This window comes from Bombella pluederhausensis, assembly GCF_026385525.1.
In the GTDB taxonomy this organism is placed as follows: Bacteria; Pseudomonadota; Alphaproteobacteria; order Acetobacterales; family Acetobacteraceae; genus Bombella; species Bombella pluederhausensis.
Window position 1 is genome coordinate 1 of record NZ_JANIDY010000008.1, and the last position, 3936, is coordinate 3936.

The 3936-nt window shown below is 52.2% G+C and carries 1 protein-coding gene; it reads right to left on the minus strand.

Translation table 11 applies throughout. The features are described 5' to 3' along the window. A partial coding sequence (locus NQF86_RS09090; RefSeq protein WP_266117329.1) for a beta strand repeat-containing protein occupies positions 1-3936 on the minus strand: 3936 nt, incomplete at both ends.

A 3936-nucleotide genomic window follows, 5' to 3' on the forward strand; every position in this document is an offset into this window, starting at 1 on the left:
CCCGTCAGGGCCCCGCCTTCTACCTGATGCACAGAGGCTGCTGACAAGGAACCTTCTTTGCCTGTCGGGACGGAAACGCCGCTGGTTAATGTCGAGTTGGGTGAAGACTGATCTGCCGGTTTCCACTCTGCAGTCGGTATGCTGGAGGACGAAACCGCCACCGTAGTCCCGCTAAAACCGGGAAGGGATACGTTGTCATTCCATGCAACTGGTGTGGGTTCCACCAATGGCCGGCCAGCAGGATTCAGTCCTGATGCTCCTCCTGAACCTGCACTCCCACTAACTCCGTCAGCCCCCTTTACATTCGTGGAAGACCTTCCAGACAAGCCAGCGGGAATAGAACCACCAAAGTCCGGTAGACCCTTACCTCCTGCCCCACCATAATAGACAACGTTTTTTATATCCCCCTTAATATCACCATTTATATTATTACCGGCTTTAATATATCCACTGTACGACCCTGGAATTATAATAATATTACCCCAGGGGATGGTCTCATCTCCATTGAAATAAGACTTTATCGGCACCGTTGAATTAGCGCTACTAACTCTTGCCCCTCTTCTATCCCAATAATATATACTATATTGCTTTGTAATATTGTATCCATAATTATCAAGACTAGTACCCTGTAATGTCAGGTTATTTCCAGCAGCTACATGTCCAGCTTTGTTAATTATGTTACCTTCCGAAGATAATAGTATATCATGACCAGCAGAAATTAAAGGAGGCGCATAAGACTTATCAGAACCATCAATCTCAATATATGACTCTGTCATTTGAACCTGATAGGAACCTCTATTAGCCTTCTGCCCCTTGTGACTTGCCCAAAACTCAAGATAACCTTTTCCCTGTTCACCATGCTCATCTAACAAACCTTTAGGGACATCAATCGTTCCATATCGTTCTCCCCCCTGCATATGATCAAAAACCACATGATTTGGTTTTGATGGTGTAACAACCCTAATATTACCCAGAATTACATTCTCAATATCATGCGATTTTATGAAAATGTCACTCTGTTCTCCATCAGCACGCACCAGACCGGACTGATTCAAGAATGCTGAAATATTTCCCTGATTATTGTTCTGAACCAGTATGGAACCATTCCCCGTAAGAATGGCTCCCTTATGATTGGTCAGCGTACCGGGCAGGGTCATGGCCAGCCCTGTTGCACCATACAGCAGGCCAGTATTGTAAATATCCCTGTCAGAATGAACGGTCAGGGTTCCACCATTCGCCATCAGGGCTCCATCATTGCTGATGGAAGCCGCCTGCACTGTTGCATTGCGCCCGGCCAGAACACCGGCCCCAATTGCAGTGTGATAATCGCCCAGAATTGTTATGAAAGCATCACGACCAGCCTGAAAGAACGCATCAGCATCAGGCGTGTATGTCGTCACACTGAGGTCCTGCGGCGCAATAAGAGCTCCGACCCCATGCAGACTATTCACTGCAAGGCTCAGACTTCCTTTAGTCTGAATCGTACCCACAGACCCGGCGACCACTTCAACAAGCTTCCCTGCCCCTCCATCAAGGCTCAGCACACCTGTTTCAGACTGCTGAAGAATTTTCCCGTCCGCATTGCTCAGGTGCTGCACGGCAAGATGAAGGTCACCATTGGCCTGTATGGTCCCCCCCTCATTATGGAAAACATCCAGACCATTCCCACCGGGAGCCGTAATATTTACGCCACCTGAAACCGCATTGATCAGGCCGCCCCGACTGTTATCAAGGCTCGAAGCTGTCAGCTGTACACCCTGCTCACCCTGAACCGTTCCGCCCTGATTATTAAACGGCCGAGCCGTAGAAAGCTGTGCTACACCCTGCCTGCTGAGGACCGTCCCCTGCTGACTGTTATCAAAAGACGCTGCGGTAACACTGATATTACCCAGACCCTGTATAAGACCCCCATGATTGCTGACAGCATCAGCAAGCTGCGCTGTCACAGTCCCGGCATCAGACAGAATACGCCCAGCATTATTCGCAAGGGACTGCCCCTGTATGGTCAGGTCACCCCGAGAACTAATCTCACCCCTCTGGTTATCAATGCCAGCCCCAGACAGAAACTGGCCCCTCTGGCCATACATCTGGCCAGCATTATGCACATCCCCTGCAAAGGCACTGTTCAGCCAGCCGGAAGACGCAATTTTCCCCTGATTCATCAGGCTCTGCGCCTGAATAGTCAGGTCACCATCCAGTGCGCCCACCGTACCACCATTAACCAGCTGCCTCTGACCAGTCAGCCCCATGCTCCCCGTTGACAGCAAGGTCCCATGATTTACGATGTTGCCTTCTGACTGCACCGTCAGGTGGGCATCCTGCCCCTGCGCTTCAATCGTGCCATGACTGTCCAGACCGTTTCCACCCAGCTCCAGAGCCAGCAAGCCGTTACCGGAAATGATCTGCCCACCAGGAGCAACAGTCAGACCGGAAGACTGCAGATTTATACCCTGCCCTCCCATCAGCAGGCCATTCACCGTCAACGGAGATTCACTTGAAAGTGCAATATGTTGTGATGCCGTTATAATAGAGCGGGCATCATCCTTCCAATTCAGAAGACCCAACGCTACAGAACCGGCAGCCTGTAGACTTCCACTACCGTTATCAAGGTCAGTTACCTGCTCATCTGCAAGTCTTGGGCTAAAATTATCTGTAGCATTATTAACTGTCAGATCACCACCAAGAGACAGAATCTTCCCGTTACTGTTGGTCAAACGTGCGGCGGTAACATTAAGATTCTGGCTTGCCTGCAGAACACCCTGGTCATTATCAACCTGCGCCCCATGGCGGCCAAGAGACAGATCGCCGCCAGCCTGTATAACCCCGTCCTGGTTGGAAAGCAGATCACTCAGCAGCTGCACATCTGCTGCGGCAGCAATCTGCCCACCCCTGTTATCAACCTGCCCTGCCTGAAGGGTCAGCCTGCCCCCTGTTGCTTGAATAGTGCCGGATCCATTCACGACCCTCGCCGCTGAAAGATGCGCATCCCCGCCACCGATCACGAACAGGCCATTGCTATTATCCAGCTGCCCGGTAATCTGCCCTACCAGCCCTCCTGCACCGTAAATCGCGCTGGAATTCACCACATCCTGCACATTCTTCAGGGCAATGGTTCCCGCCGATAGCAGCGTCCCTCCGTTGTTCAGAGATGCAGCCGACAGAGCCAGCTGCGCGGCAGGATTTCTTTCTTCTATGACACCCTGATTCCTGATTGATCCCTGGGGCGCTGTCAGGGCCACATCACCCTGGTTCGACAGGATATGACCCTGCACTCCATTCTGGATGGACGCCGCTTCCACGGTCAGCTCCGTGCCACCACCCAGCAGGCCATTATTCTCCAGCCCGCCTGATGCAGACAGGGACATCACTTTCTGGGCCACCAGCCGAGACGCCGCATCAGAGCTGTACTGGCCAAGAGCCCCCCGAAGATCACCGGCAGACTCTATGTTCCCGGACTCATTCCGTACAATATTGGCATTCAGGATCAAGTCGCCCTGACTGTTCAGAACAGTACCTTTATTGTTGTAGAACTCTCCCACACTGTTGAAGGTCATTCCCTTCACAGCCTGCAGGGTTCCACCCTGATTCACCACCCTGCCTGCCGTGACAGTCAGATCATCTGCCGACGTGACTGTTCCGGAATTCACCAGAGCAGGCGCCACAATATTCAGATCTGCACCCGAACCCTGCCCCGGCAGATGCTGCGTCTGTATCGTCCCTGCATTCTGTAAGCCATCCTGCCCCGTAAGCCTGATCTCCAAGGGAGCACCCAGTCCAACGAGTATGGCCTGAGCCTCATTCTCCAAAGATGCAGCCTGTATATACGTACCTGCACCACCGCCCATCAGGCCAGCATTGCGTACATCTCCCCAAGCCTGAACATTAAGATGTTCCCGACCGCTCAGTACTGACGTGCCACTGGAGGCATAGCTGCCA